The 522-nt window shown below is 40.2% G+C and carries 1 pseudogene; it reads left to right on the plus strand.

The features are described from left to right. Positions 1-114 precede the first annotated feature (114 nt). Positions 115-522 (plus strand): annotated as a pseudogene (locus BIY29_RS19985) (hypothetical protein); the annotation flags it as partial.

Consider the following 522-nt stretch of genomic DNA (forward strand, 5'->3'; position numbering starts at 1 on the left):
CTAAGAGGTTATGTGCCAATATTTTCATTAATTAATGGCAAGTTTGTTCCTGTAATTTAAACAGAAGTTATAATGTCAATATTTATGGTTATCCACATAAATAAAGGATGAGTCATGACAGGCAATGTTAATAAATGGAAAGGCTTGGTTTTCTTCAGTGCGATAATGCTGTCTACAGCAAATGCCGCTATCGAACCACTAAAAATTCGCAGTGTATTTGATATTAATTATGCATTTTGCGCTATAAAGACCAATGGCGTTCTTGGTATGGATAACCGTGATTCAGCAGCGTCCGGCAGAGGTTTCGGTTCATCAAGTACCAACGCGTTGCTTGTTTTGGCAAATGGCGAGAACGAGATTACCGTTGAAATAGGGGCATTGGGATGGTTCTCAACGGAAAAAATAAGCGATGAGGAGCGCAAAAAATTTCATCCAGACGCGGGCTGTAAAGTTGATTTAACGGCTTTTCTGGGCGATGAAACAGCGGTATTAGGCCACATCCATATCGGTATCGATCAAGAC

Source organism: Brenneria alni, from assembly GCF_003666245.1.
Taxonomy (GTDB): Bacteria; Pseudomonadota; Gammaproteobacteria; order Enterobacterales; family Enterobacteriaceae; genus Brenneria; species Brenneria alni.